This window comes from Natrinema caseinilyticum (assembly GCF_024227435.1).
Taxonomy (GTDB): Archaea; Halobacteriota; Halobacteria; order Halobacteriales; family Natrialbaceae; genus Natrinema; species Natrinema caseinilyticum.
This window is the reverse complement of record NZ_CP100445.1, coordinates 2,553,776-2,578,963: the sequence shown is the minus strand read 5'-3', so window position 1 is coordinate 2,578,963 and position 25,188 is coordinate 2,553,776. Positions and strand designations below refer to the sequence as shown.

Below are 25,188 nucleotides of genomic sequence, written 5' to 3'. Positions count from 1 at the left end.
TTTTTAGGCACCATCGATGGCTTTAGCCAGCTATCCGAAAACCAGAGTCGTGATAAGTAGCAACCGTATTATAGATAAAAGATAGCTGTGTGGGGACCCAATTAATATTATTCCTGATACTTCTCTCGACACAGGCTGCTCGGAGGCACCTCCGATTACGCGTTCGAGAGGCCGTCCCACCACTATTCGAGGTCGGGTAGCTCTGACCGAAGCGCGGTCATCGAGGATACTTCGCTACGGGTCTCTCGGCGCTCGGTGAGCCAGTAGCGAGTGTGGTTGTACGGTTGCCGACAAATATCGCGGTGGCGGCCCAATTCCTCACGGTAGGCGTCGGACGGCTCGAGGCGGTGCATGTGGACGTAGTACATGCGTTCCTCAGTGAGTTCGTCCAGTTTTCGACGGATGAAAGACGAGAAATCGAGGTGATTTGTCCACCTACTCGGCTCGGTCATCTCGCCGGTCGTTACCGCTGTTCACAGTTCTGAGAGTTGATTACAATCATACGATTGTAATCCGTCTCGGAAGTTGATTCGAACTTCACGCTGAGGCAGCGGTACAGTTGCCGAGACCCACCCGCGTCGGAGGGGTCAAGGTCTGGTCTCCCCTCGACAGTCGGTATCTTTCCCGACTTGCGTTACAGTAGTACGAGTGTAAATACAGGGTCGACGGCTCAGCGGATTCCCGCTGTCCAATCGGCCGTTCCCGCAACTGCCGGACGGACGTCGACTCCGAACAGTGCAGACGGAACTGTTCTTCGGAGGGGGACGAATAGTGAGGAAAACGATCAGCTAGTGGAGGATCTGCTAAGCGATTCGAATCGGTATCCGTCGAAGTCGGTTCTATTTCCCCCACCGATGACGACAGGATAAGTCGGTAGAATGAGTGAATTGAAACGAAAGAGGAAGTGTTGTGCAAAAGACGCATGAATAGCTGCCCGTGAATTCGAGCTTGTTCGGGCCTTCCAGAACCGCAAAGAAGTCGCTGCTCTCGTACAATAGGTGGAATTTGTGAACTCGACGACAGCGACCGTTAGAATTTTCTACTCAGAAATCGCCGTCGGACGTAGCGGATCACCTCGACAAGATTCCTGTCGAAAAATTTCAATGTGTCCTCGACACTGTAGAGGGGAAGAAACCGTCACAACGGCTCTTAGCAGCAATTGCGTACAAAATGGCCACACACAGACTGAACTGGCAGAGTGGTACGACGTTCGGCGGACGTTCGGCGACGAACGATCTATAGCTGGCTCGAGCGGCTCGCCGGTGTCGAGTCGCTCGAGCAGGCCGGTACCGATAGTAACCGAACTGGGAGAAACTGAAAGCCTTCAGAATAAGAGGAGAAAAGGTTCGAAGGAACGGTCCACGAATCATCCGAGAAAGTTGGCTTCGACGCGCCGGCGCTCGTCCAGCAGTATCTCGACGAGACGTACGACGTCGAATACTCGATCCCGGGCTGTCGGCGGCCGCTCGAGGAAGCGGGATTGCGCTCTCAAAAAACCGCGCCGTACAACCGCTGATGGGCAAGAATCGTTCTGCGAGAATCTCGAAAAAGCGGCGGGAAATGGACGCCACACTAGTCTGTATCGATCGACCCAGGAAATCCGTGCAATTCGAGCCGTGTGCCGCGGGATTTCCCCGCGGCACGCGGCCGTCTGTCGAAGTATCTGGCCACCGTGACCGGACGTGTCCGTCGGGAGCGATCACCGAAAACGATGATCGCTTTTTTCTCGATTCGAAGAGTATGTGACTGCCCGATCACGCAGGACATTCCATTCTCGCATTATGATAATAATTCGAAGAAGTCGATGTCGTTCTTCACCAACCACCATACTTGGAGTGAGCAATTATTTCTAGCCCCACCTATAGACCGCCGACGGTTGCACCGCCATCGGTCGCGACCGATTCGGTCACGTCTCGAGCGGCCTCGCCCATATCCCGAAGCGTCGTCATCAACAGGTGATCCGACTTGGCCTCGAGGCGCGGCGTCGGATCTTCGTACAGTTCGACCAGATTCTCTCGAGCGGCCGCGTCGAAGTGATCGTCGGCAACGTAGACGTCGTTCCCGTCAGGACTGAGCGGAATATCTTCCCAGTGGAGCGCGTTCAACAGCGTCTCCTCGATCTGTTCGGTCACCTCGTGACGATCGGCCCACGCCCACGCCTCGTTATCGTTCATCGACTTGTTCACCAGCACTTCCACCTTCGGATGATACGACGGGTGGTTCTTCGACACCGCGTCGGCGTTTCTGAGCTGGTAGATTTCGAATTTTCGTCCGTAGGTGTGACCAGGAAGCAACTCACTGACCGAACTCGGTTCGAGGAACAGCCGATTCTGGTGGTTGATCACCTCCTCGTTGTCGATATGCAGTTCGGCTTTCACGCCCTCGAGATCGGAGCGGTAGTGGACGACCTTCTGCAGGACACCGGCCGAGGAAAGCTTCTTGGCCCACTCGCGACGGATCCGGACGGACCGTTCGTAGGCCCACATTCGACTGGCCGGATGCGGTTCCGTTCGAAAATAGTCCGGGTGCACACGCTCACCAGCGTGGTCGAACACCGCCGCGAAGAACGCCGGCAACAACTCGAGGCCACGCTCTGGCTCGATATTGCTCGTGTGAAACTCGACGTCGACGCCATCGACCTCGCCGACCTGATTCTCCCACGGAAGATTCACCGGTTCGCCTGTCTCCCAGTGGCGCATGTTCGGGAATCGCGGCGAGATATTGAACGCCGCCTTTCGCTCACCGCGTCCACGGCCCTTGATATCCCACTCGTACAGCCGTTCGGCGTTGATCCCGTCGGACAGACGGGGTGCGAATCCGGATTTGCTGTAGCTCACCTCGAGGAGCCAGGGCTCGCCGTCGACCTCGGTGGTTATCTCGAGGTGCCCTTCGAATGGTGGACCGAGCATCACCGACGAGAGCGCGTCGTACGGACCGCGACCCCAGTCGGGCCACTTCCATCGACCCTCGATTTCGTGCGGAGTCGTCTCGACCTGGGACACCGTTACTCACCCCGATCGCTCTCGGTCTCCTGCCTGTTCTCGAACAGCACGGGACTCGAGCGGGCGCATTTGGAAGGGGGGCACCGCCGCCTGTCCGCCTGTCTGGTTCACAGCGTCTTGCGATTAGCAAACGCAAAACGGACACGATAATTACACTGAAAACCAGAAACGGACATCGCGTGCATTACACGTGAATAATCGAGTGACGGGAACACTTTTGCACTAACTTGAGACCAGCTTTAGCGCTAGTCCACTTGAGATTGATGAGAGCCTCTATTGAGAATAGTAGAACGGCGACTATGGCTCATGTGTCCGGGCATGTATCCCATTTGTATCCCAGTATCTGTTTGACCGACATATTTATCCCGGCTCCGCAAAAACGCTAAGTCATGACGAAAGGCACCACATCAGTCGAGTTCGAAGGGCCACATTCGTTGCAGCGAGCGAAAGATGTTCTAAGCAGCTATGACTTAGGAAAAGTAGAAAGGATATCCATCGAAGTCGAAGAGACGTTTGAAGACGAGACAAAATCGAGTGACGAGAGTAGCGGAGAATCCAAAGACGATGATGACCGGGAACTGAAGCAGATACAACCCAACACAAACCATCACAAGGTGTTATCGGCCGTTAAACGGTTGGAAGATGATGGAGCTGTATCTGGCAATGAAGTGTATGAGAAGTCCGAGGATATCAAAGAGGGGTCTGCATTTGCGTCACTGTCGAAGTTGTACCAGCGCCGTTTATTGGACCGGGAAAGAGTCAACGATGGCTCTGGGAGCCACTATGTGTACGAAATCACGAACTACGGTGAAGCGGAAATAGACCGAATCGGGTTGTGCTAATGACCTCAGCTTTGCACGTTAGCGTCATCTGTTGAGTGAACGAAGAGGTTCGAGGGGATGAATTAATCAGATAAGAGCTTTAGGAGTTCTTCCCCATCATCGGTAAGTGCGTATTCTATGCGATTGTTCTCTGTATCTCCTTTTTCAACGACCATGCCAGCATCCTCAAGCTCGTTGAGGTGTCGATATACCGTTGATGTGGTTATGTCCAATTCTTTGTGGATTTGGTATCCATGTTGGGGAGAGTCATATAAGAGCCGTAAGATATCCATTTTTGTACTCCCGATGAGCGACATTGCCTTGTCAGGAGTTTTGATTCCGTTGATTTAAACTACGTCATTGTCTCACGGTAACGTGCTAATCTTTTTCTTCTTTTTCTCGCTTTACCTGTTCCTGAATCTCACGAACCACTTCAGCAAAGTCATCCGGAGGCAAATCAGTAATAGATTGGAACCTATCTTCGTCTTCGTCATTGTCCACAATCCCCATGAATTCTCGATACTCATCCTCAGACACTCTGTCCTTCAACTCTCGCTTCATGGCTTGATGGGCTTTCTTACACGCTGATATTCGGGATGCTCTCCTCGCTCGGCCAAGTACACGTCTAAATCTACTTCTGCTACGTTTATTTAGTGTTTCAACTCATCTGTCTGCAGTTCTTCCACTTCGTCAAGCGAATTTGGAATCACCATACACTGTCCAGTCCGGGACAGAGGAGATATAAACTAACTGCAAGTTAACAGATGAATGAAAACGGTATTGTGAAGCCACGCCGGGTTAAGCACTTAGACCAGACTAATCCCCACTTGTCGGGTCAACAGTGACTACATCATACGACTCGACAAACACCATATCCTCCTTCTCATACAACCATTGGAACTCTTGATGCGCTGCAGATACCACATCGTTCAACGAATCCCCGGAACCCCCAGATATACGGGCATACACTCTATCGTCCGCCGCCAACAACTCGCAGCTTGGTCCCTCATCAGACATGCATGACGGAATAGCACGCATTCCCTCTTATACAGGCGAAAAGATTCCAAGTGAAAATAAGAAGGAATAATACCCAGAAATCGACTATTCTGTCTTCATCGTACGTCGGTCGAGATACACCTGTAATGCTGCCGAAAAAGCGAATAGAAGGGCTGCAAAGGCTGAATACAGCACACCATATGTCGTCCCAAGGACGATAGCCAGTGCTATTGTAGGAATCACGGCGCCGATGAGGTTCTGCGCAGATTTTTCCCATGACCACGCTTCTCGAGGCGCTGAAAATGGAGGTCTCGCCATGCGTAATTCGTCGTAGGAAATAATATCAATAGTTCGGTTAATTCGACAGCTTCGTGCGGAGACATGGACGCTGAATACTAGTCATATCTTTATAGCGCAGAAACACGTCGTATCAAGTGGAATCGCCAGACAGAGTGAAGGGCCGTGATGTAGCATCACGATATCAAGCGGTTCGAGCGGGTAAAATAGACCCGAACCCCGAGCCGTCTTTGATATCTGACCGTGAACTGCGGTAACGGGCACGATGGGATTCGAACCCACGACCGTCGGATTAGAAGTCCGACGCTCTATCCGGACTGAGCTACGTGCCCTCGAGTCCGAATCCACGTCGGAACAGTATAAGCGATTGGGATTTCGGGTCGCAGTCGACCGCTATCCATAATCGCGCGGACGCAAACGGGGTGCAATGGCGGGACGGGGCCCTATTCGGCGGGGCCGACGCAAAGAAAAGCGTCCCGCGACGGCGTGAGCGACGTCACTGTCCAGTGTTAGTACTTGATATCGGAATCCTCACTGGTCTCGTTTTCGGTCAGTCCGTCGTCGGATTCGTTGCTCGTGTTTCCGCCGGTTTCGTTCCCGGACTCGTTACCGAGACCGTCGTCGGATTCGTTCGTCCCGCTCTCGTTGGATTCGGGGTCGTCCGAGCCGTCGGAATCGTCTAATCCGTCGCTCGAGCCCTCGGAATCGTCGTCCGACTCGTTACTGGGTTCGCTTTCGTTGCCCATACAACCGGCGACTGCTGCGACCAGACCGACGCCGAGACCGGCAGTAAATCGGCGCCGTTTGATACGCTTTTCTGTCATAGTGCGGCACCTGTTCGAGCGGCCGACACCCATATAACAGCGAGACTCCGTTTCACAGATTAGTCGGGATTTGAATTAATCGGCGCGAATTCGAACGATTGAGTGAGGTGAGACCGCAGATATTGCCGATTCGGTCCAGAAAAATAACGCGATAGCGAATTCATAAGCGTATCAACTCGAGCGCCGCGAGCGGACACCAGTCGTCGCTCGAAGGGGATCCATCGCGGCAGTTTCGTCTCGAATTACGAACCGGTCGCAGATAAAACGCGGCTCATATTGGCCTAAAATCGTTGCAATGGAACAACAGCGTCGGGACGACCGACGAGGAAATCGAGTGGCGGATCGACGCGGTCGCGGGTGTCGGCGTCAGATCGAGGGACGGGAACACAGCGCTTATACACGTCTCGCCGGTATGTGGTCCCGATGCACGTCATCGGAACGGTGGGACTACCCGGGAGCGGGAAGGGTGAGGCCGCCACCGTCGCACGCGAAGATGGGATCCCGGTGGTGACGATGGGTGACGTCGTCCGCCAAGAGACGGCCGACCGCGGGCTCGATCCCGCGAAAGATCACGGCACGGTCGCGCAAGCGTTGCGCGAGGAAAACGGCCCGACGGCGATCGCCGAACGGTCGCTACCGATGATCGAGGATCGCCTCGAGAACCACGAGGCGGTGCTGGTCGACGGCATTCGCTCCGACGTCGAAGTCGACGTCTTCGAGACCGAATTCGGGGACGCGTTTACGCTCGTCAGTATCGAAGCCCCCTACGAGATCCGAGCCGACCGAATCGACGAGCGCGGCCGGGACGCGGGCGAGGCAGACGGCGGCGAAGGGTTGGCCGCCCGCGACGAACGCGAGCGTGGCTTCGGAATGGACGACGCGATGGAGCGATCCGACGTAGTCGTCGAGAATACCGACTCGCTCGAGGCGTTCCACGATCGGATTCGGGAGGTCGTTCGGGAGGGAATCGACGACGGGAAACGTACCGAACGAAAACGAGAATCATGAGCGATATCTATCGCGTCGACGTCGAGGTCACGGCACCGGTCTTCGATACCGAAGTCACGAGTCGGGTGATCGACGCCGTGGCGAACGTCTTTCCGACCGCCGACATCGAGGAGACGTTCGGCGAGGTGAGAGGGGAGGCCCACGCGCTGGATCACTTTTCCGAGTTGCTTCACCGCCAGGAGATCCTCGACACTGCCCGTGGCGAGTTTTTTTCGAACCGGGAGGGAGACACCTTCTCGTTCGCGCTGAAGAAGCAGGCGGCCTTCGAGGACCGGGTCAATTTCTCGGTCGGCGAACCGGACGAACTCGGCGAGATTAGCGTTCGCGTCCGCGTCGACGAGCCGAGCCTCGAGGAGTACGTCGATCACATCGCGCCGCCAACCGAAGACGGCAGGCCGGTCGACACCTGATTCGGTTCGGGTCCCGTTCGGCATCGCAGCGGCGTGTCCGACCCGTGTTTCGTTCCGTTCCGTTCTAGTCGTCGAGATCACCTATCAAACTCGACACCTTTTCCGTCAATTTCGGTGGCACCCGCCGTGAGAAGCGACTCTGGCTCGCGTTGCGTCCTCGAGGTGTCTCGTGGCGACCGATCGCATCAAACCATCTACGACTGAAATTCACTTCCCCTAACCGGCGGGTCTCTCCTCGTAGAAAAATAAGGCCCGGCCACGTAGGGGCGTCAAATGCACGACACGATACCCGTCGCGGAGATCATGGTCGAAACCGTCGTGACCGCGCCCGCCGATGCGACCGCAACCGAGGCGGCGAGGCTGATGCGCGACGAACACGTGAGTTCGGTACTCGTCGTCAGGGACGGCGAACCCGTCGGGATCGTCACCGAAGGGGACTTCGCGACGAACCTCTGTGAACGGGAGGATCTCGGTCACCTCGAACTCTCCGCGGTCATGTCGACGCCCTTGACGACGGTTCCAGCGGCCGCATCCATCGTCGACGCCGTCGAGGTGCTGCAGTCGTCGGATATCGAACACCTGCCGGTCGTCGGTGAGGACGACCACGGCGCACTCGAGGGAATCCTGACCACGACGGAACTGTCTTACTACGTTCCGCACCTGGCCCGCGGCACGGATCGGCTGGAAGCCGATCCGGCGCAGCGGCGGGTCAGGACCGACACCCTGTACGAACGCGACGACTGGGCGTTCGAGTACCGCGGCGAAGACGAGTCGACCGTCTCGGTGGGCGACAGCGCTCGGTTCACGAAGTCGATCTCCGCGGACGACGTCGAGACGTTCGCGGAGGTCACCGGCGACACGAACCGACTCCACCTCGACGCGGACTACGCCGCCGAAACCCGGTTCGGCGAACGGATCGTTCACGGCGTCCTCGCGAACGGTCTCATCAGCGCGGCGCTCGCTCGGCTACCGGGGCTGACCATCTACCTTTCGCAGGAAAGTAGCTTCCAGGCTCCGCTGTCGATCGGCGAGCGAGTCACCGCCGTCTGTGACGTCGTCGAAGACCTCGGTCGCGCGAAGTACCGCATCGAGACGACCGTGGTAGACGGCGACGAAACCACGGTCCTCGAGGGGAGCGCGGTCGTCCTCGTCGACGACCTTCCGGCGATGGCGAGCCACGAGCGAGACGAGGCGACGACCGGCCGCACCGATTAGCGGGAGGTGGCTCGAGAACGTAGCTCGAGGGGTTAGTTCGTGCAGGTACCGATCTTCTCGAGGGCGGCTTCGCCGTCGTCTTTCCGGTCTCTGGCGGTGATCGGATCACCGCTCGCTGCAGCCCCCGCGGCGTCGGCGAACGCCCCCGCCGCCGTTGCCAGGCGTCGGGTCTGACATGCCGCCGTCTCGAAGTACGTGACGAGCCCCTCGGGAGCGTTCTCGGTCCCGCTCTCGAGGTCGGAGCGCGCGTTCGCGAACGTCGATTCGGCGGTCTCGAACTCCGTTTGGGCGGCCTCGTACGATCCGTTCTCGAAGCCGGCACGGCCTCGTTCGAGTGCGCCGTATCCCGCGTCCGTGTCCAGCGTCGAATCGTAGGCGGCCGCCAGGGTCTCGAGCGAGGCGACGGCCGAGCCGAGCGCGTTCGCGCCCTCCTCCAGTTCGGTCAGTGCGACGCCGGTCAGCGTCTCGAGTCGGTCGCCGTCGAGGTCCTGGATGGTCGCGTTCGCCGCCTCGAAGCGATCGGTGGCCGCCGAGATGTCCTGGTACCGACCGTGGGCCGTCTGGCTCGCCGTCTCGATATCGCCGTCCTCTTCGATGGCCGTCGTGACGGTGTCGATGTCGTCGGAGACCGTGTCGTCGGTGACGATCACCGTCACGTCGATCAGCCCTTCGAGCGCGTCCGCATACGACCGGAGGGTCTCGACGTCGGCCTGGCGATCCTCACCCAGTTCGGATTCCGCGGTCTCGAGGTGATCCCGCGCCTCGGAAATCCTGGTCCGTGGTTCCGCGGGATCGAACGCGACGTCCTCGGGATTCCCGAGGTCGCCGAGTTCGGAAAGGGATTGTGCGGCTTCGTTGAGTTTGCCGGCGGCGCGATCGATCGCGCGTTCGCCCGCCCGACTGTCGACGTCGGCGTCGCCGCCGTCCGCGTCGGACGAGCCACCGAGGTCGCCGAGACAGCCGGCGACCGAAGCGAGAAGTCCCGTGCTCGCGCACGTGCGAGTGAGATACTGTCGACGGTTCATTCGTACTCGAGGATGCGACTAGAAGTGCATTAACGTAGTGGCAGGCAGACTGTCGTCCGATCTGAAAACTAACTCCGGCCGCCACGAGCCACCTGGACGGCGCGAGAGCGATCCGTTGGCGTTACCCGAACGGCCCCATACCGCCCATGCCACCGCCGCCACCGCCGCCCTGTTGCATCTGCTTCATCATGCGCTGCATCTCCTGTTCGGAGCCCATGCCCTGGAACTGCTTGATCGTGCGTTCCATCATCTTGTACTGCTGGAGGAGTTCGCGCACCTGCTCCTCGCTGGTTCCCGAACCGCGGGCGATGCGCTCGATCTGGCTCGCGCCGATGGCTTTGGGATACTCCTTTTCGGCGTCGGTCATCGAGTCCATGATGACGCTAAAGGTGCGCATCCGCTCCTGGGTGACGTCCATCGCGTCGTCGGGCAACTGGTCTTTGATCCCGCCGCCGAAGCCCGGGATCATGTCCATCACCTGATCGAGCGGCCCCATATTGTTCATCGCCTCCATCTGCTTTTGCATGTCGTTCAGCGTGAACTGCCCCTGCAGCATGTCCTCGGGGTCCCACTCCTCTTCTTCCTCCCCGGTTTGCTGCATCGCGCGTTCGACGCGCTCGGCGAGTTGACCGAGATCGCCCATGCCGAGCAGTCGCGAGATGAAGCCGTCGGGCTCGAAGCGTTCGACGTCCTGGACCTCCTCGCCGGTCCCGAGGAACGCGATCGACGAATCGGTCTGATCGACCGCGGTCAGCGCGCCGCCACCTTTCGCCGTCCCATCGAGTTTCGTGATGACGACGCCGTCGATCCCGATCGACTCGTCGAACTGCTGGGCCTGCTCTTTCGCCCCCTGACCGATCGCCGCGTCGAGGACGAGCAGCGAGGTGTCGGGCTCGACGACGCCCTCGATCTGTTCGATCTCGTCGATCAGATCGTCCTCTAAGGCGTGGCGACCCGCCGTGTCCACGATGTGGACGTCGGCTTCGCTGGTCTCCTCGAGACCCCTCCGGGCGATCTCGACGGGGTCGTCGTTGTCCGGATTGCCGTAGAAGTCGACCTCCGCGCGCTGGGCCATCTCCTCGGCCTGGTCGTACGCGCCCGGCCGGAAGGTGTCGGTCTGGATGACCGCCGGTCGGAGCCCCTTGGTCGAGAACCACCACGCCATCTTCGCGGCGGAGGTGGTCTTCCCCGACCCCTGGAGCCCCGCCAGCAGGATGGTCTGTTCCTCGAGCGGAAGGTCGGTCGACTCCCCGATGAGATCGACGAGTTCCTCGTAGACGATGCGGAGGACGAAGTCCCGCGCCGGGGTGCCGGCGGGGGGCTCTTCCTCGAGTGACCGCTCTTTGATGTTGTCCGACAGCTCCATCACGAGCGAGACGTCGACGTCGGCGGAGAGCAAGGACCGCTGGATCTCCTTGACGATCTCCTCGACGTCTTCCTCGCTGAGTCGCGACTTCCCGCGGAGCTTGTCCAGGGTGCCCCGCAGAGAACTCCCGAGATCGTCGAGTACCATTTGCTCGGTCTAGGGGGCGATGGCGTTAAAGGCTTTATCTAGAACGGTCCCGCAAAACGATTCGCGGTGGGGTTCGGCGTCGATCACGCGAAGCCGAGGTCGCGCGAGGCCGAGAGTCTCGAGGATAGTCTGCTACTCGAGAATCCGTTTCCGCTCGGCGGGCGTGAGTTCGACCGGGCCGATAGCGAAGGCCGTACAGTGTTCGCACTCGAATGCACCGTCTCCGCTGTCGTACGTGCGAACCGGTTTTCCGAACAGGAAGAAGGCGTCGCGCTGTTTGCGCGCGACGACGGCGTCGGCGGTCTCACCGCAGTTGGGACACCACTCCTTTCCGGGTGCCGGTTCCTGGTACGTCACCTTGTGACGGCCGAAAAATGCCCCGCGGTACGCCTCGGCTTCGGTCCGCTCGACGAGCGCCTCCGGCGGGAGGGGGTCCGACTCGAGTTCGTTGTCGAACCCGCTTTCGGCCCCCGTGGTCGCCGTTACGTACGGGCCGACGCTGACGCGATTGTCGCGACCGACGAAGTAGACCGTCACCTCGACGGCCTGGCCCTCGATGCGGACCTCGTTTCCCCACCCCGCCACGTAGACGGTAAGGTCGTGGCGCGCATCGGTAACGGTCAGTTCGTTCGTGGCGCCCCTGACCGAGACGCCACCGCGGGGGTCCCGCACGCTCCGGTTCCGCTGCCAGCCCGACACCGAGATCTCGTAGTCGTCCGGGGAACGGGTAGGCGACGCCGCATCGTCGTGGAAGACCTGTTCGGCCCCGACGGCCGAGACCGTCTCGACCGCCCCGTGTTCGACGAACACGTCCTCGGCGTCGGTAACGAAGACGTCACCGTCGGCCGCGTCGACGTAGCCGTCGTCGAGATCGCCAGTCAGAACCGTCCGCACTCCGTCCGAATCGGCGGGCTCGGCACCGGGAGGAACGTCCGTGAAAACGTGCTCCGGGTCGAAGATCGTGAGTTTGCCCGCGACGCTTTCGGCCCGTACGTATACGTCTTCGGCCCCGCGGAGTTCGACGGGTGCGGTTTCGCTACCCCCGACGCGAACGTCTCCCGATACCTCTCGGCGAACCGCATCCTCACCACTCATGATTCGCTCGAGCTACGCCACCTATTTACTTCAACCGATCGGATAGAAATTGTATGCGGCGTGATTAAAACCTAAAAATACTTGTATACGAAACATCATTTCGAGGTATGAACCGACGGCGATTCCTTCGCAGGACGGGGGAAGGGCTCGCGATTACGGCCGGGGGGCTGGCAGGGTGTCTGGGGAACGACGCGGCGCCGCCCCCGCGAAAAGCCGAGGTGTTCGACGACGTCACGATCGAGGACGGGACGATGGAGATCGACCTCCACTCGCAACCGAAAGTGGAATCACAGATCGACAACGTCGACGAGGCCGCGATCGTCGGCTCGCTCCTCCCGATCGGAACCGCACGCGCCGGGTCGCGATCCTCGAGTTCCGGTTCGCGCACGAGCGGCGCGACCGGTCGGGGCACGAAGAGCGGCTTCGGCTCGGCCCCGAAGGGTCGACATCACTGGGCGATCTACGGCGGCCACTCGCACAGTAGCTGGCGCGACGATCACGACGACGACCTCGAGATGTATCGCGCAGTCGTCGCGACCCTCGCCGTCGCCTACATCGGGACCCAGGTCGAGTACGAGGCGAAGTCGCCAGGACCGGGGCCGGCGAACGTGACGTGGGACGAGGAGTGGACCGATCCGACCCAGGGAGCGACCTACGAGGTCGACCTCGCACCCCTCTCGTCGGGCGCTGAAACGGAACCCGAATCAGATTCACAATCGGCGTCCGAAACCGGGACCGAATCTACGGACGGAAACGAGACCGACGCCGGAACCGATACCGGGTCCGGACGGGGAGCCAGCGAGGGCTGGTACCGCGTCGGCACCGAACTCGAGTCGCCCGACGGCGACGGCTACTTCGACTGGCAGGCAGCCGACTTCAAACTCGAGCGAAAGGGGGGCGACGGCCTCGCGGTCGACGAGGCCTGGCACGTTCGACCGCGACTGTAGCCGCCGCTCTGATGGGGGTTCGACCGGCAGTACTCCGAGCCACACCGGCCTGAATCGAGCGACGAAAACCGTCTGCAGACGGACCGATTGGAACGAATTCAGTTCACATGTCAGACGAGAAATCGACGAATAGCGCCGACGAGGGGAGCGCCGACGCGACCGACGAACGGCGGTTCGACACGTCCAGTTCGACCGGGTCCGCATCCGGGACGACGGAGCGAAGTCGCGGGGAGCGACGAGAGCCGGTGCCGTCGAACCGGTTCGTCACCGATCGACGGGTGACGCTCGCGGCGACGTTCGTCGTCGCCTTCTGTTCGATCGCGTACGAACTCGTCTACTCGGAGCTTCTCACGGTATTTTTCGGCGGCACCGTGCTCCGGTACTCGATCACGATCGGCCTCTACATGTTCTCGCTCGGCGTCGGATCGGTCCTCTCCGCGCAACTCGGCGAACCCGAATCGAACTTTCTCAGGACCGAGGTGTATCTCGCGATCGCCGGCCCCGCGGGAGCGATGGCCATCGTCGCGGTCAACTCACTTCCGGCGATGACCTTCAGCGGAAAGGGACAACTCGTGCTCGCGCTCTCGCACGTCCCGATCCTCGTCGTCGGCGTGCTGTCGGGATTCGAGGTGCCGCTGCTGACCGACCTCGTCGAGGATCGAGAGGGGACGGTCTTCGCCTCGCTGGGGCGACTGTATCCGCGACGGATCGTCCGCGGCGTCCTCGGCGTCTTCTTCGCGGTCGGTGAGCCGGACGAGCGGTCCTTCTCTGAGGTTCTCGGAGTGGATTATCTCGGAAGCCTCGCCGGAACGGTCGTCTACGCGCTCCTGTTGTACCCCCGCTTCGGACTCGTCGTCTCCGTGTTCGCACTGGGGTTGGTAAACGCCGTCGCCGCACTGGCGTTTGCCGCCTGGACGTTCTCGGGATCAGCTTTCACGCTCTCGCGGCCGACTACGGGACGGTGGCGCACCGTACTGGTCGTCGGTCTTCTCCTGACGGGAAGCTACGCCGGCCTCGTTGCCCATCCCAACGCCGTCGACCGGGCGGTGACGACGACCTACCTCGAGCGAACCATCGAGGGCGAGTTCCCCGCCGGGACGGCCGACGTCAGGGCACGCAGCTACGATACCACGCCGTACCAGACGGTGCTCACGTACGAGCGCGACCTCGAGGGCCACGCCGGGACGGAGACGTGTCTCCACCTCGACCAGGCGCTCCAGTTGTGTGATCGGTGGGTCGACTCCTACCACAGCGGACTCGTCGACGTTCCGATGAGTACCTTCGACGATCCGTCCTCGGTGAACGTGTTGCTCGTCGGCGGCGGCGATTACATCGCCGTCGACCATCTCCGCGAGTACAACGCCTCGGTCGACCAGGTCGACCTCGACGGCGAGTTCCTCGAGATGGCACGAGAGCGAGAGTTCTTCAGGCAGTACAACGACGATGCGTACGAGTACGACCGCTTGAACACGACGACCGAGGACGCGTTCACCTACATGCAGGGAACCGACGAGACGTACGATCTCGTTCTGCTCGACGTTCCGGGTGTCCGAAACGACGAGACGCTTTCGCTGTACTCGACGGAGTTCTACACGCTGCTCCGCGAGCATCTGACCGACGACGGCCTCGTCGTCACCTGGACCTACACGAAGGGGAACCACCCGAGCCACCACAAGGCCTACACCAACACGGTCAGGGAAGCAGGGTTCGACCGATACCTTCCGTACTACGTCTTCGACGACCTCGACGGTGACGACGAACTCGAGGCCGGCGAACGCTTCTACATACTCTCGGACGGGCCGACACCCGAGCCGGCCCTCGAGCGGGCCGAGAGCGACTATATTCGCGAGTACGCCGACACGTTCGACGAGTGGCAGTGGTGGACGATCCCCAGGTATCGCGGCGTCGACCCGAACAGCGTCTTGCATCCGAACTACGACATCATCGTCGACTACTGACCATGACCGGTGAAACCCTCCAGTTCGTTCACGCAGACCGCCCGCCGGAGGTCGGCGACGTTCGCGTGTTCGACTCGCTCACGCGGCAATTTCTGGGGACGGCGTTCACGTTCCGGATCATCGGTAGTTCGCACTACGTCAGTGCGCCCGACTACGGATTCTACGAACTGTCTACCTGTGAACCGGCCCCGAGCGGGGGGAACGGCGGAACGGTGGTCCCCCTCGAGCCCGACCGTCCGTCCCGTCGACTCGCCTTCGAGACCGATGCGTTGCGGTGCGTGACGGTCGTCGAGCACCGTCCCCTCGCGGCGTTCCCGCCCGATCGGTGTGAGGCCGGGTGGAGCGACTTCGATCTCGCGTACGCGTTCGACGGCGATCCCGAGGCGGTCACGACGATCGAGATCGGCGAGGACAGCTACGAGACCTATCACACCTATCCGGAGTTCGATCTCGCGTTGTATACGCGGACGGCCTTCACGAGGATTGACGGCGCGTCGACGCGAGAGCGGAGGACCCGCGCGTCCGAGTACAGTAGTCGTTGAAACGATTTACTCACCGCTCGCAGTGACGCGACCGGCGAAGACTCGCTGGCCGCGACTTCGCGAGCGGGGTGTGCACCGACGTTCAACGACTCCTACAGAAGTGCCGTCGGGATTCGTTTCGCTTCGAGACGTATGCTCAATCTATATAGTTCAGTTTTTCGCAATAGTAGCACATGGATGATAAAATTAGAGAGGGGAGTAAAAAAAGCGGCGGGAGTGACGACGAGAGCGGCACCAGCACCGAAACGAGCGACGAGACGCTCGAAGAGGGAGGCGATCTCGTCGCGCCGGGGACGCCGACGGACGTCGACAGTTCGATCCTGCATCTCTCCTCGGCCGAGCGTGAGGCGCGGGGGATCACCGACGAGGAGATCAGCGAGGCCTTTCGCTCGGTCCTCGCCCACGGATCCGACGAACAGAAAAATCTCAGGGGAGTAACGCTCCCTGAAATCACGCTCGACCGGGCCACACTGCGGAGCGTCGATCGACATCCGGTCGATCTCAGCGGGTCGACCATCGAGGGACTCTCGCTAGAGTACTCGAAGGTAACGCTGCCGTTCGTGCTGGACGAGGCGACTATCGGGTCGCTTCGACTGGCGGAGGCGCACGTCGAAGCGCCGATATCGTGCTCGGACGCGACCATCACCGGCGAGACGGACTTCTTCGAGGCGCAGTTCGACGGCGACGTGACGTTCGACGGGACGACGTTCGAGGGACCGGTCAACTGCGACGAGGTGACCTTCCGTGACGACGTTCGCTTCGACGGCACCGTGTTCGACGACGAGGTGACGTTTCGGGCCGCGGAGTGTTACGGCGATTCGAACCATCTCGAGGACAACACGACGTTTTCGGGCGCGACGTTTCGCGCGGACGTAAGCTTCCGCGAAACCGAGTTCGGTTTCACCCGGTTCGACGACGTGGCCTGCCACGACGATGCGGTCTTTCGGGAGGCGACGTTCACCGGCGACGCGGAGTTCGGCGGCGCTGACTTCGCCGCCGAAGCGGATTTCGACGAGGTTCGATTCGAGGGCGATTGCAGATTCGACGGGGCCGCGTTTCGAGGGCGGGCGACCTTTCGAGGAGGAACGTTCGCCGGCGGAGCTCGAGCACTGATCGACGACGCCAGTTTCGCTGGCGTGACCTTCGACGACGACGTCTCGTTTCGGCGCGCGTCGTTTCGGTACGTGACGTTCGCAACGGCCGAGTTTCGGGGAACCGCGGGGTTCGAGTCGGCGACTTTCGCCGGCGACGCAGACTTCCCCGACGTCTCGTTCGACGGCGCAGTCGATTTCGACGAGGGTCGGTTCCGCGAAGACGCTGACTTCTCGGGGACCCGGTTCGAGGGGCCGTGTGCCTTCCGGGGCTGCGAGTTCGTCGGCGGCGCAAATCACCTCAAAGACGACGTCTCCTTCGAGCGTTCGTGGTTCGCCGACGACGTCGACTTCCACGATACCGAGATCTCGTCGGCGAACTTCACGAACGTCGCCTTCGGCGGAACGGTCGACTGTCACGGCTGCGTCGTCACCGAACGGATCGACATCGAGGCACGCGGAATCGACGACGATGCGTTCGTCGATTTCACCCGCGCGAAGATCCGAAGCGGCCGGATCGTCCAGCCCACCGAGGGATGGGTTCGCTACGACCTGACGCTCGCGAGCATCGGCGACGTCGATCTCGAGGCCGAACGAAAGCGAGATCACCGCCAGCTCCTGGATTACTTTCGGTTTTGCCGGACGGAGTTCGACGAGTTCGACGGTCACACGTTCGATTTCAGTGGCCATCGCGAGTATCTCGACCGAAACGCCTGGACCATCCACGGCTTCGACGAGCCGACGACCGACGAATTCGACCCCGAGTACGCCCTCGAGATGACGCCCGAAGTCGTCGAGACGACGTACCTGAAGGCCAAGCAGAGCGCGCGCGAGGTCGGCGACATGAAGACCGCCGGCGAGTTTCGCGTCAAGCGCCAGCGGTACAGTCGCTACAAGAGTCTCGAGGCCGTCCGCGACTCGGACGCCGGAGTCTGGACCCGGACGAAAAATCTCGGTCGGGCCGCGGAGAACTTCTTCCTCGGGGTCACGTGTGGCCACGGCATGCGACCCATGCGGATCGGCATCACGTTCGCCATCGCACCGCTGTTTTTCGCGTTCCCGTACGCGTTCGGGGGCCCGCTGTTCGAGACGCAAGCTGGCCAACTCGGGATCGGAGACCTCGCCACCGCTGACGGGCTCCGCGTCTTTTACGACAACCTCTACTTCAGTTACATCAGCTACACGACGATCGGCTACGGCGATATCGGACCGATGGGACCGCTCGCTCGCTTGCTCGCCGGGACCGAGGCCTACCTCAGTACGATACTCGCGGCCTTGCTCGTGTACGCGCTGGTCAAACGATCCGAACTGTGAGCCGACGGGGACCGGCGCGCGCGTCGGTGAGTATTTCACTCGACCCCGACAATCCTCGCGTATGAGTTCCGACGCGAACGTCGATCCTTCGGAGTACGATGCGCTCGAGGATGCGGACGTCGTCATGCGACAGAACGATCACGGGCTCCACATCGCGGACGACGAGGTGACCGGCGTCTCGAGCCAGGGACAGACGCCCGAGGAAGCGCTCGCGAACCTCGCGGCCGCGGTCGAGTCGTACAGGGAAGCGACGGACGACGACCCAGGCGACGACTGGCTCTGAACGCGAGAACGCAGGGTCGGTACGGTCCTTTTTTCGAGAGTTGCACCACAGTAGCTATTTCCATCGGTGATTGGTCGTGGTTTGGGAGCAGACCCATGAAATCAGACCTCCCCACGAAACGAGTCGAACCGACGGCAGACACCCCACGCGAGCGACGCGTCTGGGTCGGCCGGCGACGCGTTCTCCGCGCGGGGTCGGGACTCGCGGCGACGGCACTCGGTATCGCGGCCCTCGGCGGACAGGCCGCCGCACACTTCCCGACGGACCTCGAGATCGAGATCCACCCGGGATCCGATCGAGCGCCGATCGATCCGGACGGTCGCGGCGTCGTTCCGGTCGCGGTGTTGCGGGCCGACAAATTCGATCCGACGGGCGAACCGGTCCGATACCGGTTCGGCGCACCCGACGTCGTACGCGACGGGGCCGGCGCACGCCCGGTCTGCGACGGGACCGCTTGCGACGTGAACGGCGACGGACGCGCGGATCTCGTCCTGTTCTTCCGGGCCGACGAGGCCGGCTTCGACGGCGACGAATCGACGGCCCGCCTCGAGTGGGATCGAACCGAGGACGGCCAGCACGGCCTGGCCGGGACGGCGCCGATTACGATCGGCGGCCGAGGCGACGGGTAACGGCCACAGCCGAACCACCGCCACTCTCGTGTCACGATTCTTTCCGACCGGAGTTACTGCCTGACGTCGATCTCGGTCGTTTGTCTGGTGACGACGGTCGAAGTGTGACGAGAAAACGGTCGATCCGCCCGTGACGGTAACGCCTATGGTATTATAAATCCAACCAATTTGGGATGATAGAAACTGGAACGGGCGTTGCAGCCGACGACGAAGGGGCGGCGGCGCTGGCGACCGTGCTTCGGGTCGCCCAAGAGGGCGACGGCACCGTCACGTGGGCGGCCCTCGACGGCGAGATCTCGCGCGAGCAATGGGGGGCCTTGCTGGCACACGGCGTTCTCGTTCCCGCCGGTGATCGGTTCGTCCTCGCGGATCCGACCGCCGTCAGGGAGACGCTCGAGGAACGCGAGTTCCACCTGCCCGATGCCGAGGGGTAGTCCGGCCGGGATCTGGCCGCGGCCGCCGGCGCGCTCTCGCTCGTCGCCGGCTATCAGGTGTCGGCGATCCAGGACGCGGTCGCGACGGTCCTCGACGTCGCGTTCGGTCCCGCTGTCGCGGTTCTACCGTTCCCCGCGGTCGTGGTCGTTCTCGCGGTCACGACGACCATCGCCGCGACTGTCGTTCGTCACCGGACCGATCCCCCGGAGATGGACGGCCTCCGACACCGGAATCACGAACTCACCGAGCGGCTGACGGCCGCTCGTGCGAGCGGTGACGACGAGACGGCCGACCGGATCGCCGACCGACGCCGCGAACTCGTGACGGGGCAGGCGCTGTTGATGACCGGCCACCTCAAAGTACTCGCACGGACGATGCTGGTGACCGTCCCGGTCTTCCTCTACCTCTCGTGGCTGGTGGTGGCGCCGGTCCACGCCGCGATGCCGCTGGTGACGGTCGCGCCCGTCCTCGGCGATGTCGTCTGGACCGCCCGAATCATCGGCCCGGTCAGGGCGTGGATGGCCTGGTACGCGCTGTGTTCGATCGCCTCGAATCTGGTCGTTCGCCACGCGGTTCCGGATCGAATCTGGACCGCATCGTAACCAGCCTCGTCGAGGCACCACTCGGAGTCGACCGGATTCCGTCCGAATAGCGACCACCCTCGAGTTCCGTTCGAATGCCAGGCCCCCGTTTTACGCGATCGCACGTGGTTCGACACGTCATGGAAGTGTACGATATCGTCGTTATCGGCGGCGGATCGGGGAGCCAGGTCGCCACGGCAGCGGCCCGGCAGGGACACGAGGCGGCCGTAATCGAACGCGGCCCGCTCGGGGGCGCGTGCGTGACCCGCGGGTGCGTCCCGTCGAAGGCGCTCATCCATCGAGCGGACATCCTCCACGAACTGCGACACGCCGGGAAGTTCGGCGTCTGGACGGAGGAAGCGGCGGTCGACTACGGTGAAATTACGTCCTCGATCCACGACACGGTCTACGACAAAGCTGACCGGCAGGCCTCGAGTCTCCGTGACAGTGACGGCGTCACGCTCTACCGCGGGGAGGGCCGGTTCGTCGACGACCGCACCCTCGAGATCGACCCCGTCGAGGACGGGGAGAAACGGGGCGACGGGACGGACGGGCGGGCGGACGACGACCGGATCCGCGGCGACACCGTCGTCATCGCCGTCGGAAGCCGGCCGACGGTCCCGCCGATCGACGGGCTCGAGGACGTCGCGTTTCTCACGAGCGACGACGCCCTGTACCTCGACGAACGGCCCGACAGCCTCGTGATCGTCGGCGGGGGCTACATCGGTGCCGAACTCGGCTACTTCTTCGGCGCAGTCGGAGCCCAGGTTTCGATCGTCGGCCGTTCCGATCGGCTCGTTCCCCGGGAGGACCGCGACGTAAGCGCGGTCGTGACCGACTCCCTCGAGGAATACTGCGACGTCTACACCGGCTTCGAGGCAACGTCGGTTCGCGCGGGGGACGGCCGCGTGACGGTGACCGCAGAACCGGCGGCGGACGACGATGACGGCACCGACGACCGCGTCGAACTGACCGCCGGGGACCTCCTGCTCGCCACCGGTCGCCGGCCCGACACCGACGCGCTCGACCTCGAGTCCACGGGCGTCGAAACCGACGAGAAGGGGGCCGTCGAGACCGACGAGTCCCTCGAGACGACCGCCGACGGGATCTGGGCGCTCGGCGACGCACTCGGCGAGCAACCGTACAAACACGCTGCCGACTACGAGACGAAACTCGTGGCGGCGAACGTCCTGGACGACGCCGGCAAGACGGTCGATTACGAGACGATGCCCCACGCGGTCTTTACGAATCCGCAGGTCGCGAGCGTCAGGCGGACCGAAGCCGAACTCGAGGCGGACGATCGCGAGTACGAGGCGGTGACGACCCCCTACGAGGCCGCACCGCTGGGGCTGATTCTCGAGGCCGACGACGGGTTCGTAAAGGCCATCGCCGGACCGGACGGGGACATTCTCGGCTGTCACATCGTCGGTCCGCAGGCCGCGACGCTGGTCCACGAGGTCGTCGTCGCGATGGACAGCGCCGGCGGGACGGTCGACGACGTCGCAGAGCCGGTCCACGTCCACCCGGCGCTGAACGAGGTCATCTACTCGGCGTTCGACGAACTCTCCGACGCGACGTACTCGACGGCCCCGGATTGGCGGGACGTTGCCGACGGGTAGCTTATCCGTCGCAATCACATTAACTCTCGACATGCCAGAGAAAGCTAGCCCGTCAGCGCCGCACGACAGTGACGCTCTGGCTGCGGTTTACGATCGGATCACCGATGCCGTTTTCGCGCTCGACGAGGAGTGGCGGTTCACCTTTTGCAACGAGCGAGCCGAGCGGTTGCTCGACCGATCCGAGGCGGACGTACTCGGGACGGTCGTCTGGGAGGAGGCCCCGGACGCGATCGGATCGGCGGTCCGAGCCGAGTACGAGCGGGCGATGGAGACGCAGGAACCTGTCGGGTTCGAGACCGACGCCGAGTCGCTCGACGCCCGCGTGGCGGGACGTGCGTATCCCTCCGAGACGGGGCTGACGGTGTCCGTCCGGATCGACACCGAGCGCACTCGGCGGACGGAGCGGCTCCGAGACCGCGAACGAGCGCTGCAGGACGCATACGAGGTGATCGCGGATCCGGACCGACAGTTCGACGAAAAGATCGACTCGCTGCTCGGAGTCGTCCGGCGGACGATCGACACCGACTACGCGACGCTGTCCCGGATCCACGAGGACGCAGGCGAGTACATTTTCGAGGCCGTCGACGCGCCGGCCGACGCAGACCTCGAAGCGGGGGACACCACGCCGCTGTCGGCGACGAACTGCGAGCGCGCGGTCGATACTGAACAGACGCTGGTCATCGAAGACGTCGACAGGGACGTGCCGGAATTAGCCGATCGCGCCGGAAACGCCGAGTGGGGAATCTCCTGTTATCTCGGAACGCCCGTCTCGGTCGACGACGAAATCTACGGCACGTTCTGCTTCTACGATATGGACGCCCGCGCCGAGGAGTTCTCCGACTGGGAAGTCACGTTCGTCGAACTGCTCGGCAACTGGGTCAGTGGCGAACTCGAGCGCCACCGGTCCGAGCGGAAACTCGAAGCGTCGAACGAACGGTTAGAACAGTTCGCCAACGCCGCCTCTCACGACCTCAAGGAACCCCTGCGGATGGTCTCGAGTTACCTCACGCTCCTCGAGGACCGCTACGAAGACGAACTGGACGCTGACGGTCGGGAGTTCGTCGAGTTCGCCGTCGACGGCGCCGACCGGATGCAAGCGATGATCGACGGCCTCCTCGCGTACTCGCGGGTCGAAACGCGGGGCGATCCGCTGGAACCGGTCGACCTGAACGCCGTGCTCGCGGACGTCCGAAACGACCTGGAACTCAGACTCGAGGAGACCGACGCGACTCTCTCGAGCGAGTCGCTCCCTCGGGTCGAGGGAGATGCCGACCAGTTGCGACAATTGTTCCAGAATTTGCTGTCGAACGCGCTCGAATACAGCGGCGACGAACCGCCGCGGATCCGCGTCGAGGCTCGACGGAAAGGCGGCGACTGGCACATCTCCGTCAGCGACGAGGGGATCGGAATTCCGCCCGACGACGAGGAACGCGTCTTCGAGGTGTTCGAACGACTCCACACCCGCGAGGAACACGCCGGGACGGGGATCGGTCTCACGCTCTGTCGGCGCATCGTCGAACGCCACGGCGGGGAGATCTGGGTCGACTCCGAACTCGACGAGGGGTCGACGTTCCGATTGACGCTTCCCGGCGTCTCGGCGGACGAGTCGTGACCCTGGAACGGGCGGCCGCGCTCGCAGCGGTCGGATCTCGGCGTTACTTCGTATCCGGTTCGACGACGGTGAACGGAACCGTATACCGCTCGAAGCCGGTGTCGAAAACGGCCGTTCGATCTCCCGGTGCCGCGTTGGCGGCGATGGTCACGTGCTCCGCGTACCCGGCGAACGTCCCGCTGTCGACTCGCTCCGAGAATACCGTCGGCGGCGCGTCCGGAACGCCGAACACGCCCGCGAACGTCCCCGGTCCGCCCCTGTTCCAGACCCGGACGTCGAGTCCCACGAGCCCACCGGGCCGCACCTCCGCTCGAGCGTCGAACGAGACGTCGGTGAACCGGGGCGGGTTCGCAAGCCGATCGAGGACGTCCCGAGAGAGCGGGTACGGTTCACCGCCGACGAGCACCGCGCCGTTCTCGGCTGCGACGTCGCGAGGACTCTCGAATCCGATGTCGACCCCGCGATCCACCGTCGCGGTGAACGAATTAGTGTACTCCGTTCCGTCCACCCGAACCGCGACGTCGGTCGCCGCGACCGACGGGTCGGCGAACGTGACGACGACGTACTGGCCGCCGTCGGACGCGAGAACCTCCGGCACTCGATCGTCTCGCGTTCGTCGAACGTACTGTAACGCCACCGACACGCTCGGTCCCGCTGCCGGGGCGGATGGATTCGCCGTCTCCGGCGTCTCGTTCGATCGTGGTCCGGCCGATCTCGACGACGAACAGCCCGCAACTCCACCGGCACAGGCGGTGGCGAGGAGAAATCGTCGACGGCCGACGGGCCCGTTCATAGCTCTCGATTCGTATCGGCGATCGTTAACGTTCTGGGCCCGGACAGGTCACACCCCTTCGACCTCTTCGGCTCCTTCGACCCCTTCGTTTCCACTCGAGACCGTCGCGGGCACCTCGCCGCTCGAGGCCGGAGCCGGGTCGCGGCCGCGTGAACAGGGTCCGGGCGCCCGGAAGTCCACGGCGCGTGTGAGGCCGCTACGCGTTACGCGTCTTCGGGTCCGCTCTCGACTTCGCCGTCGTGGGCGAGCCACTCCGTCAGACTACCCTCGTAGAATGCGACGGTCTCGTAGCCGAGTGCCGTCAGGACCACGAAGGTGTGGCTGATCCGCCGCGCGGTGTTACAGTAGAGGACGATCTCCCGATCCGGGGTGATTCCGTGGTCGTCGAGCAGGGCCTCGAGTTCCGCGTCGGGTTTCAGTCGTCGCGTCTCCTCGTCGACGACCTCGCGCCAGTCGAACCGCACGGCACCCGGCAGGCGGGCGTCCTCGAACTCGTCTCGCTCGCGCGTGTCGACGAACACGGCGTCTCGCTCGAGGGCTTCCTGGACGGCCTCGTAGCCGACCAGCGGGCTCTCGTCGGGGGCCAGCGGATCGGGCTCGTAGGTCGTCGACTCGGTCGCGGGCGCCTCGGTCGTCGTTTCGTACTCGCGGTTCCAGGCGCTGTAATCGCCGTCGAGGAGACGAACGTCGTCGTGGCCGTACTCGAGGGCGGTGAGCACGAACCGGGCGGCGAAGACGCCGTGAGTGTCGTCGTAGGCGACGATCGTCTCGTCGGGGTCGATGCCGACGTCACCGAGCAGGTCCGCGAAGGCCTCGGCACCGGGCAGGGTCCCGCGGTCGACGTCGCTCTCGTCGCGGTATCGATCGAACGGGACGTTCACCGCGCCGGGGAGGTGCCCGATACCGTCGTATTCCCAGGCGTCCCTGACGTCAACGATGCGTACGGTGGGATCGTCCAGTCGCGATGCGAGCCAGTCGGGGGTGACGACGAGGGATTCGTCCATTAACCGGTACATACTCGCGGAGACCCGAGAACGCACCGGTTTCGACGTCGGTTTCGAGTACCGGGACAGTGGCAACTCTTGCTGGTGTCTGCTGAGAAATCTGACCTGTATCATCAGATATGTAACGAACGGTCTCCGAAACTGCCGAATTCGGCCGCCGTACCGGCGGTTATA

General features: G+C 62.3%; 22 protein-coding genes, 1 tRNA gene and 3 pseudogenes. 15 read left to right on the top strand and 11 right to left on the bottom strand.

What is annotated here, in order from left to right:
* Positions 1-185: 185 nt before the first annotated feature.
* Positions 186-368: pseudogene (locus NJT13_RS12640) on the bottom strand (RNA-guided endonuclease TnpB family protein); the annotation flags it as partial.
* Positions 369-1,083: 715 nt separating this feature from the next.
* On the opposite strand from NJT13_RS12640, the pseudogene NJT13_RS12635 reads away from it, so the two are divergent.
* Positions 1,084-1,782: pseudogene (locus NJT13_RS12635) on the top strand (winged helix-turn-helix domain-containing protein); the annotation flags it as partial.
* Positions 1,783-1,862: 80 nt separating this feature from the next.
* Here the strand turns inward: NJT13_RS12635 and NJT13_RS12630 are convergent.
* Positions 1,863-3,002 (bottom strand): annotated as a pseudogene (locus NJT13_RS12630) (DUF7845 domain-containing protein); the annotation flags it as partial.
* Positions 3,003-3,391: 389 nt separating this feature from the next.
* Here NJT13_RS12630 and NJT13_RS12625 point away from each other — a divergent pair.
* Entirely contained in the window at positions 3,392-3,844 is a 453-nt protein-coding gene (locus tag NJT13_RS12625) for a hypothetical protein (protein ID WP_254521989.1), read from the top strand.
* Positions 3,845-3,906: 62 nt separating this feature from the next.
* Here the strand turns inward: NJT13_RS12625 and NJT13_RS12620 are convergent, their stop codons facing one another.
* The 4 genes from NJT13_RS12620 to NJT13_RS12605 all read right to left on the bottom strand — a co-directional run bounded on the left by NJT13_RS12620 (position 3,907) and on the right by NJT13_RS12605 (position 5,940).
* The gene (locus NJT13_RS12620) at positions 3,907-4,140 is read right to left on the bottom strand and encodes a PadR family transcriptional regulator (protein WP_254521988.1); all 234 of its coding nucleotides are present in this window, start codon (positions 4,138-4,140) and stop codon (positions 3,907-3,909) included.
* Positions 4,141-4,201: 61 nt separating this feature from the next.
* Complete coding sequence (locus tag NJT13_RS12615) at positions 4,202-4,360, bottom strand: hypothetical protein (RefSeq protein WP_254521987.1); 159 nt, start codon at positions 4,358-4,360, stop codon at positions 4,202-4,204.
* Between the two features lie 1,013 nt (positions 4,361-5,373).
* Positions 5,374-5,448: transfer RNA gene (locus NJT13_RS12610), tRNA-Arg, on the bottom strand.
* A gap of 177 nt (positions 5,449-5,625) precedes the next feature.
* The gene (locus NJT13_RS12605; protein WP_254521986.1) at positions 5,626-5,940 is read right to left on the bottom strand and encodes a hypothetical protein; all 315 of its coding nucleotides are present in this window, start codon (positions 5,938-5,940) and stop codon (positions 5,626-5,628) included.
* A 423-nt stretch (positions 5,941-6,363) separates the two neighbouring features.
* Between NJT13_RS12605 and NJT13_RS12600 the strand changes: the two genes are divergently transcribed.
* The 3 genes from NJT13_RS12600 to NJT13_RS12590 all read left to right on the top strand — a co-directional run bounded on the left by NJT13_RS12600 (position 6,364) and on the right by NJT13_RS12590 (position 8,573).
* Positions 6,364-6,948 (top strand): AAA family ATPase, encoded by a 585-nt coding sequence (locus NJT13_RS12600; protein WP_254521985.1) that lies wholly within the window; start codon positions 6,364-6,366, stop codon positions 6,946-6,948.
* Complete coding sequence (locus NJT13_RS12595) at positions 6,945-7,358, top strand: RNA-binding domain-containing protein (protein ID WP_254521984.1); 414 nt, start codon at positions 6,945-6,947, stop codon at positions 7,356-7,358. The genes NJT13_RS12600 and NJT13_RS12595 overlap by 4 nt, the downstream gene beginning before the upstream one ends.
* 273 nt (positions 7,359-7,631) lie before the next feature.
* A complete protein-coding gene (locus NJT13_RS12590; RefSeq protein WP_254521983.1) occupies positions 7,632-8,573 on the top strand; it encodes a CBS domain-containing protein in 942 nt (313 codons plus the stop codon).
* A 32-nt stretch (positions 8,574-8,605) separates the two neighbouring features.
* Here NJT13_RS12590 and NJT13_RS12585 read toward each other — a convergent pair whose 3' ends face one another.
* The 3 genes from NJT13_RS12585 to NJT13_RS12575 form a co-directional block, all read right to left on the bottom strand.
* Positions 8,606-9,598, bottom strand: a complete 993-nt coding sequence (locus NJT13_RS12585; RefSeq protein ID WP_254521982.1) for a hypothetical protein — start codon at positions 9,596-9,598, stop codon at positions 8,606-8,608.
* Between the two features lie 121 nt (positions 9,599-9,719).
* Positions 9,720-11,111 carry a signal recognition particle protein Srp54 gene (locus tag NJT13_RS12580; protein WP_254521981.1) on the bottom strand — a complete coding sequence of 464 codons (1,392 nt, stop codon included), beginning with the start codon at positions 11,109-11,111 and terminating at the stop codon, positions 9,720-9,722.
* Between the two features lie 132 nt (positions 11,112-11,243).
* Positions 11,244-12,206 carry a DUF8108 domain-containing protein gene (locus tag NJT13_RS12575; protein ID WP_254521980.1) on the bottom strand — a complete coding sequence of 321 codons (963 nt, stop codon included), beginning with the start codon at positions 12,204-12,206 and terminating at the stop codon, positions 11,244-11,246.
* Positions 12,207-12,313: 107 nt separating this feature from the next.
* Between NJT13_RS12575 and NJT13_RS12570 the strand changes: the two genes are divergently transcribed.
* From NJT13_RS12570 to NJT13_RS12525, 10 genes are all read left to right on the top strand, one after another.
* Positions 12,314-13,153, top strand: coding sequence for a hypothetical protein (locus NJT13_RS12570; protein WP_254521979.1), 840 nt, complete (start codon positions 12,314-12,316; stop codon positions 13,151-13,153).
* Positions 13,154-13,260: 107 nt separating this feature from the next.
* Positions 13,261-15,111 (top strand): spermidine synthase, encoded by a 1,851-nt coding sequence (locus NJT13_RS12565; protein WP_254521978.1) that lies wholly within the window; start codon positions 13,261-13,263, stop codon positions 15,109-15,111.
* A gap of 2 nt (positions 15,112-15,113) precedes the next feature.
* Entirely contained in the window at positions 15,114-15,653 is a 540-nt protein-coding gene (locus NJT13_RS12560) for a DUF2617 family protein (RefSeq protein ID WP_254521977.1), read from the top strand.
* 173 nt (positions 15,654-15,826) lie between these two features.
* Complete coding sequence (locus NJT13_RS12555; RefSeq protein ID WP_254521976.1) at positions 15,827-18,058, top strand: pentapeptide repeat-containing protein; 2,232 nt, start codon at positions 15,827-15,829, stop codon at positions 18,056-18,058.
* A gap of 61 nt (positions 18,059-18,119) precedes the next feature.
* Positions 18,120-18,341, top strand: a complete 222-nt coding sequence (locus NJT13_RS12550) for a type II toxin-antitoxin system HicB family antitoxin (RefSeq protein WP_254521975.1) — start codon at positions 18,120-18,122, stop codon at positions 18,339-18,341.
* Between the two features lie 95 nt (positions 18,342-18,436).
* The gene (locus tag NJT13_RS12545) at positions 18,437-18,970 is read left to right on the top strand and encodes a hypothetical protein (protein ID WP_254521974.1); all 534 of its coding nucleotides are present in this window, start codon (positions 18,437-18,439) and stop codon (positions 18,968-18,970) included.
* 173 nt (positions 18,971-19,143) lie between these two features.
* Positions 19,144-19,404: a hypothetical protein gene (locus NJT13_RS12540; protein ID WP_254521973.1), complete on the top strand. Its 261-nt coding sequence runs from the start codon at positions 19,144-19,146 to the stop codon at positions 19,402-19,404.
* Between the two features lie 57 nt (positions 19,405-19,461).
* Positions 19,462-20,007 carry a DUF106 domain-containing protein gene (locus tag NJT13_RS12535; protein WP_254521972.1) on the top strand — a complete coding sequence of 182 codons (546 nt, stop codon included), beginning with the start codon at positions 19,462-19,464 and terminating at the stop codon, positions 20,005-20,007.
* A 119-nt stretch (positions 20,008-20,126) separates the two neighbouring features.
* A complete protein-coding gene (locus tag NJT13_RS12530; protein ID WP_254521971.1) occupies positions 20,127-21,605 on the top strand; it encodes a dihydrolipoyl dehydrogenase in 1,479 nt (492 codons plus the stop codon).
* A gap of 31 nt (positions 21,606-21,636) precedes the next feature.
* The gene (locus NJT13_RS12525) at positions 21,637-23,217 is read left to right on the top strand and encodes a sensor histidine kinase (RefSeq protein WP_254521970.1); all 1,581 of its coding nucleotides are present in this window, start codon (positions 21,637-21,639) and stop codon (positions 23,215-23,217) included.
* A 43-nt stretch (positions 23,218-23,260) separates the two neighbouring features.
* Here the strand turns inward: NJT13_RS12525 and NJT13_RS12520 are convergent, their stop codons facing one another.
* Both NJT13_RS12520 and NJT13_RS12515 read right to left on the bottom strand, forming a co-directional pair.
* Positions 23,261-23,815 carry a hypothetical protein gene (locus tag NJT13_RS12520; protein ID WP_254521969.1) on the bottom strand — a complete coding sequence of 185 codons (555 nt, stop codon included), beginning with the start codon at positions 23,813-23,815 and terminating at the stop codon, positions 23,261-23,263.
* A 398-nt stretch (positions 23,816-24,213) separates the two neighbouring features.
* Positions 24,214-25,014 (bottom strand): sulfurtransferase, encoded by an 801-nt coding sequence (locus tag NJT13_RS12515; protein ID WP_254521968.1) that lies wholly within the window; start codon positions 25,012-25,014, stop codon positions 24,214-24,216.
* Between the last annotated feature and the right edge of the window lie 174 nt (positions 25,015-25,188).

Coding starts and splice junctions, on each gene's coding strand:
- NJT13_RS12625 (WP_254521989.1), top strand. CDS start 3,392: ATGACGAAAGGCACCACATCAGTCGAGTTCGAAGGGCCACATTCGTTG.
- NJT13_RS12620 (WP_254521988.1), bottom strand. CDS start 4,140: ATGTCGCTCATCGGGAGTACAAAAATGGATATCTTACGGCTCTTATAT.
- NJT13_RS12605 (WP_254521986.1), bottom strand. CDS start 5,940: ATGACAGAAAAGCGTATCAAACGGCGCCGATTTACTGCCGGTCTCGGC.
- NJT13_RS12600 (WP_254521985.1), top strand. CDS start 6,364: ATGCACGTCATCGGAACGGTGGGACTACCCGGGAGCGGGAAGGGTGAG.
- NJT13_RS12595 (WP_254521984.1), top strand. CDS start 6,945: ATGAGCGATATCTATCGCGTCGACGTCGAGGTCACGGCACCGGTCTTC.
- NJT13_RS12590 (WP_254521983.1), top strand. CDS start 7,632: ATGCACGACACGATACCCGTCGCGGAGATCATGGTCGAAACCGTCGTG.
- NJT13_RS12585 (WP_254521982.1), bottom strand. CDS start 9,598: ATGAACCGTCGACAGTATCTCACTCGCACGTGCGCGAGCACGGGACTT.
- NJT13_RS12580 (WP_254521981.1), bottom strand. CDS start 11,111: ATGGTACTCGACGATCTCGGGAGTTCTCTGCGGGGCACCCTGGACAAG.
- NJT13_RS12575 (WP_254521980.1), bottom strand. CDS start 12,206: ATGAGTGGTGAGGATGCGGTTCGCCGAGAGGTATCGGGAGACGTTCGC.
- NJT13_RS12570 (WP_254521979.1), top strand. CDS start 12,314: ATGAACCGACGGCGATTCCTTCGCAGGACGGGGGAAGGGCTCGCGATT.
- NJT13_RS12565 (WP_254521978.1), top strand. CDS start 13,261: ATGTCAGACGAGAAATCGACGAATAGCGCCGACGAGGGGAGCGCCGAC.
- NJT13_RS12560 (WP_254521977.1), top strand. CDS start 15,114: ATGACCGGTGAAACCCTCCAGTTCGTTCACGCAGACCGCCCGCCGGAG.
- NJT13_RS12555 (WP_254521976.1), top strand. CDS start 15,827: ATGGATGATAAAATTAGAGAGGGGAGTAAAAAAAGCGGCGGGAGTGAC.
- NJT13_RS12550 (WP_254521975.1), top strand. CDS start 18,120: ATGAGTTCCGACGCGAACGTCGATCCTTCGGAGTACGATGCGCTCGAG.
- NJT13_RS12545 (WP_254521974.1), top strand. CDS start 18,437: ATGAAATCAGACCTCCCCACGAAACGAGTCGAACCGACGGCAGACACC.
- NJT13_RS12540 (WP_254521973.1), top strand. CDS start 19,144: ATGATAGAAACTGGAACGGGCGTTGCAGCCGACGACGAAGGGGCGGCG.
- NJT13_RS12530 (WP_254521971.1), top strand. CDS start 20,127: ATGGAAGTGTACGATATCGTCGTTATCGGCGGCGGATCGGGGAGCCAG.
- NJT13_RS12525 (WP_254521970.1), top strand. CDS start 21,637: ATGCCAGAGAAAGCTAGCCCGTCAGCGCCGCACGACAGTGACGCTCTG.
- NJT13_RS12515 (WP_254521968.1), bottom strand. CDS start 25,014: ATGGACGAATCCCTCGTCGTCACCCCCGACTGGCTCGCATCGCGACTG.